Genomic DNA, 5405 nt, shown 5'->3' with positions numbered 1-5405 from the left:
CTGGGGTTGCGCGCGCCCTGGGCCGAGAAGCGGATCCGCTCCTGGTCGTGCGCGGCCACCAGGCCATCGCCCAGCAGGGCGGCGGCGACGTTGGAGAATTGCAGCTTACCGGGCGTGATCGGCACCGGAACCGGTGGTATCTGCGCGCTGCCTGCAGCCTGTTGCTCCACCCCGAACCCCTTGCTGGCGCGGCCAAAGAGCGGCCGCTCGCTATACTAGCGCACCCCTTTCGCATGGCTCAGGCAGCATGTCCGCGACCCCCACCGTTCCAATCACCTTCCAGGGCCTGATCCAGACCCTCAACGATTTCTGGGCAAAACAGGGCTGCGTGCTGATCCAGCCGCTGGACCTGGAAGTGGGCGCCGGCACCTTTCACCCGGCCACCTTCCTGCGCTCGATCGGCCCGGAAAGCTGGAACGCGGCCTACGTGCAGCCCAGCCGCCGTCCCACCGACGGCCGCTATGGCGAGAACCCCAACCGCCTGCAGCGCTACTACCAGTACCAGGTGGCGATGAAGCCGAGCCCGGACAACATCCAGCAGCTGTACCTGGATTCGCTCAAGGCGCTGGGCATCGACCCGCTGGTGCACGACCTGCGCTTCGTCGAGGACAACTGGGAATCGCCGACCCTCGGCGCCTGGGGCCTAGGCTGGGAAGTCTGGCTCAACGGCATGGAGGTCACCCAGTTCACCTACTTCCAGCAGGCCGGTGGCCTGGAGTGCAAGCCGGTGCTGGGCGAGATCACCTACGGCCTGGAGCGGCTGTGCATGTACCTGCAGAACTGCGACAACGTCTACGACCTGGTCTGGACCTACGGCCCGGACGGCACGCCGGTCAGCTACGGCGACGTCTACCACCAGAACGAGGTGGAGCAGAGCACCTACAACTTCGAGTACGCCGACGTGGAGGAGATGTTCCATCGCTTCGACGCCTGCGAGAAGGAAGCGCAGAAGCTGGTCGAGGCCGGCCTGCCGCTGCCGGCCTATGAACAGGTCTGCAAGGCCTCGCATTCTTTCAACCTGCTTGATGCACGCCGCGCCATCTCGGTGACCGAGCGCCAGCGTTACATTCTGCGCGTGCGCACGCTGGCCATGGCCGTAGCCAAGCTGTACGAGGCCAAGCGCTTGGAAGCAGTGGCCGCCAAGGAGGTGCAGGCATGAGCATGCAACCGTTGCTGATCGAACTGGGCGTGGAAGAGCTGCCGGTCAAGGCGCTGCCGGGCCTGGCGCAAGCCTTCTTTGATGGCATGATCGACGGGCTGGCCAGGCGCGGTATCGCGTTTGACCGTGAGGGCGCCAAGCCGCTGTCCACCCCGCGTCGCCTGGCGGTGCTGCTGCCGGGCGTGGAAACCGAACAACCCGAGCAGCATTCGGAGGTGTTCGGCCCGTACCTGAACATCGCGCTGGATGCCAACGGTGCGCCGACCAAGGCGCTGCAGGGCTTCGCAGCCAAGGCCGGCATCGACTGGACCGCGCTGGAGCGCACCACCGACGCCAAGGGCGAGCGCTTCGTGCTGCGTTCGGTCAGCCCGGGCGCACAGACCGCCGCGCTGCTGCCGGAGATCGTGCGCGAGGCCATCGCCGCGATGCCGATCCCCAAGCCGATGCGCTGGGGCAGCCACGAGTACGCCTTCGCCCGCCCGGTGCACTGGCTGGTGGTGCTGCATGGCAATGACGTGGTGCCGGCCGAGCTGCTGGGCCTGAAATCGGACCGTTTCAGCCGTGGCCACCGCTTCATGGCCGACAAGCAGGTGTGGCTGAGCCACCCGAACGACTACGTCGAGTCGCTGAAGGCCGCCAGCGTGCTGGTCGATGCCGACGCGCGCCGCGAGCGCATCGTCGCCGAGGTCAATGCCGCGGCCGCGCAGGCCGGCGGCGTGGCGCGCATCACCGAGGACAACCTGGAGCAGGTCGTGAACCTGGTCGAGTGGCCGTCGGCGGTGCTGTGCAGCTTCGAGCGCGAGTTCCTGGCGGTGCCGCAGGAAGCGCTGATCGAGACGATGGAGATCAACCAGAAGTTCTTCCCGGTGCTGGATGACGGCGGCAAGCTGACCGAGAAGTTCATCGGCATCGCCAACATCGAGTCCAGGGACGTGGCCGAGGTGGCCAAGGGCTACGAGCGCGTGATCCGTCCGCGTTTTTCCGATGCCAAGTTCTTCTTCGACGAGGACCTCAAGCAGGGCCTGGCCGCGATGGGCGAGGGCCTGAAGAGCGTGACCTACCAGGCCAAGCTGGGCACGGTGGCCGACAAGGTGCAGCGCGTGTCGACGCTGGCCCAGCACATCGCCGCCCAGGTCGAGGTGGACCTGGCGCAGGCACGGCGTGCCGCCGAGTTGGCCAAGAACGACCTGCAGTCGCGCATGGTCAACGAGTTCCCGGAGCTGCAGGGCATCGCCGGCCGCCATTACGCCGTGGCCGGCGGCGAGTCGCCCGCCGTGGCGCTGGCCATCGACGAGGCCTACCAGCCGCGCTTCGGCGGTGACGACATCGCGCTGAGCCCGCTGGGCAAGGTGCTGGCCATCGCCGAGCGCCTGGACACGCTGGCCGGCGGCTTTGCCGCGGGCCTGAAGCCGACCGGCAACAAGGACCCGTTCGCACTGCGCCGCAATGCGTTGGGGTTGGCGCGCACGGTCATCGAGTCGGGCTTTGATCTGGACCTGCGTACGCTGTTGGCTACCGCGATCAAGGGGCTGCCCGCTGCGGTACAGCCCAGTGCCGATCTCAATACCGAGACGCTTGGGCTTGATCTGTACGACTTCATCATCGACCGCCTGAAGGGCTACTACGCCGACAAGGGCGTGCCGGCCACGCATTTCAACGCGGTGGCCGAGCTGAAGCCGGCCTCGCTGTACGACTTCGACCGCCGCATCGATGCCATCGGCACCTTCGCCCAGCTGCCCGAAGCCGAGGCGCTGGCCGCAGCCAACAAGCGCATCCGCAACATCCTGCGCAAGGCCGAGGGCGACATCCCGGGCATGATCGACCCGGCGTTGCTGCGCGAGCCGGCCGAGAGCGAGCTGGCCGAGGCCGTGACCGCGGCCATCGACGACACCGGCGCCAGCCTGCACCACAAGGACTACGTGGCCGTGCTCGGCCGCTTGGCTCGCCTGCGCCCGCAGGTGGATGCGTTCTTCGATGCGGTGATGGTCAACGCCGAGGACCCGGCGCTGCGAGGCAACCGCCTGGCGTTGCTGCGCACGCTGGGTGACCGCCTGGGCAGCGTCGCGGCGATCGAGCACCTGTCCAGCTGATCGCGGGCGACATGCCGCAGACGAAGGCCCGCACGAGCGGGCCTTCGTCGTTCTTCTTCCGGCAGGAGCGGCCCCGGCCGCGAAGCACGCACGAAGGCGGTCCATGCAAGGGCCGGTGTGCCGATGAAGTTGCGGCCGTTGTCGGTGTTGCAGGGGCTGCTGACTTCGCGGCCGAGGCAGCTCCGGCCTGATCGGCAGTGCAGGCCCACCGGCGACGTCCGGCACAAGCGCGCCTGGGATTTACATCGCTTTCACATGTGGCAAAACCGCCACATTGTGATTTTGCCAGTCATCTCCAGCCCGGTATGCTGGCGTGCATGCAGCCTTCCCGAATCACCCTTTTTCTCCTGTCTGCCGCGTTGTTTCTGGCGGCGCCCCTCGCCCATGCCCGCGGCACCATCCAGAAAGTCGAAATCAAGGGCCTGGACAAGGGCGACGACGCCGAGATGATCGAGAACATCGAGGCCTCGCTCTCGCTCTATGACGTCATCGGCAAGCAGCAGGGCGAGTCCCGGCTTGAATACCTGCTCTCCCAGGCCGAGAGCCAGACCCGCAAGGCGCTGGAGCCGTTCGGGTTCTACAACCCCGACATCACCATCGAAAGCCCGCGCGAGGGCGACAACGTGCGCGTGGTCGTGCGCGTGGAGAAGGGCGAGCAGATCCGGGTCCGTCAGGAAGAACTGGCCATCACCGGCCCGGCCGGCCGCGACCGCTACCTGATGGAGGACCTGGAGGCGTTCCAGCCCAAGCGCGGCCAGCCCTTCGACTCGGTCAACTACGAAGCCAGCAAGATCACCATCACCCGCCGCCTGGCCGAACGTGGCTACTTCGACGCCGACTTCACCCAGCGCAAGGTGGAAGTCACCCGCGCCGAGAACGCCGCCGACATCTTCCTCACCTGGGACAGCGGCCGCCGCTACAACATGGGGCCGATCAACTTCCAGCAGGACTACTTTCGGCAGGACCTGTTCGAGCCGCTGGTGTACTGGGAGCAGGGCAGCTACTGGCACGAAGGCAAGCTGGACCGCCTGCGCGAGTCGCTGACCAAGCTGGACTACTTCAGCGTCATCGACATCCAGCCGCACCCGGAGCAGGCCGACGAGAGCGGCGAGGTGCCGGTGGACGTGAAGCTGACCCGTGCCAAGCGCACCATCTACACCGCGGGCCTGAGCTACGGCAGCGAGAGCGGTGCCGGTGTGCGCGGTGGCGTGGAGCGTCGCTACGTCAACCGCCGCGGCCACAAGCTCAACACCCAGGTCGACTACGCGCAGAAGCGCAAGAGCCTGATCACCAGCTACCGCGTGCCGGGCTTCCGGTGGCTCGATGGCTGGTACACCTACGCGGTGAGCGTCTATGACGAGCAGACCGACTACATCGACCTGCGCAACTTCAAGCTGATCGCCAGCCGCAGCGGCGAGATCAACGAGCACTGGAATGCCATCGTCTCGATGAACGCCCTGCGCGAGCGCTGGCGCTACAGCTCCGGCAACCAGTTCAACAGCGCCGTGTACCAGTACTCCACGCTGGTCTACCCGCAGTTGACTGCCGATTACGTGGACGTGGACGACAAAAGCTTCCCGCGCCGCGGCCTGAGCGGCAACGCGACCATGCGCGCCGGCATCGAGGGCGCCGGCTCGGACACCAGCTTCGTCCAGGCCGATGCGACCGTGCGCTGGTACGTGCCGGTGGGGGAGAGTGACCGCCTGATCCTGCGCGGCCAGGCCGGCACCACCTGGACCAGCGACCTGGTGGCGATGCCGCCCAGCCTGCGCTACTTCGCCGGTGGTGACCGCTCCATCCGCGGTTACGCCTACCGTGAAGTGGGCCCGCGCACGCCGGCCCCGGACAAGTTCGCCCTGGGTGCCAAGAACCTGGTGGTCGGTTCGGCCGAGTACGAGCATTACTTCGGCGGCGGCCCGTGGGGCGCGGCGGTGTTCGTCGATACCGGCAGCGCCTTCGACAACACCATCGACCTGCATACCGGCGTGGGCCTGGGCGTGCGCTGGAAATCACCGGTGGGCCCGGTGCGCATCGACATCGCGCACGGCCTGAACAGCCCTGACTCGCAGTTCCAGCTGTACCTCAACATCGGAGCGGACCTGTGAGCCGGCGTCCGGAAGAGGTGAGCCCGGAAGAGCGCGAGGCGCGCATCGCCG

Annotated in this window: 3 protein-coding genes; all 3 read left to right on the top strand. The window is 67.1% G+C overall.

Annotated elements, in window-relative coordinates; all coding sequences use genetic code 11:
* Nucleotides 1-247 precede the first annotated feature (247 nt).
* Complete coding sequence (gene glyQ, locus VA603_RS09545; RefSeq protein ID WP_323438662.1) at nucleotides 248-1159, top strand: glycine--tRNA ligase subunit alpha; 912 nt, start codon at nucleotides 248-250, stop codon at nucleotides 1157-1159.
* A complete protein-coding gene (gene glyS / locus VA603_RS09540; RefSeq protein WP_323438661.1) occupies nucleotides 1156-3249 on the top strand; it encodes a glycine--tRNA ligase subunit beta in 2094 nt (697 codons plus the stop codon). The genes glyQ and glyS overlap by 4 nt, the downstream gene beginning before the upstream one ends.
* Before the next feature lie 305 nt (nucleotides 3250-3554).
* Nucleotides 3555-5354 carry an autotransporter assembly complex protein TamA gene (locus VA603_RS09535; protein ID WP_323438660.1) on the top strand — a complete coding sequence of 600 codons (1800 nt, stop codon included), beginning with the start codon at nucleotides 3555-3557 and terminating at the stop codon, nucleotides 5352-5354.
* Nucleotides 5355-5405 lie beyond the last annotated feature (51 nt).

The organism is Stenotrophomonas capsici, from assembly GCF_034961085.1.
GTDB classification, from domain to species: domain Bacteria; phylum Pseudomonadota; class Gammaproteobacteria; order Xanthomonadales; family Xanthomonadaceae; genus Stenotrophomonas; species Stenotrophomonas capsici.
This window is presented reverse-complemented; position numbering and strand designations above follow the sequence as displayed.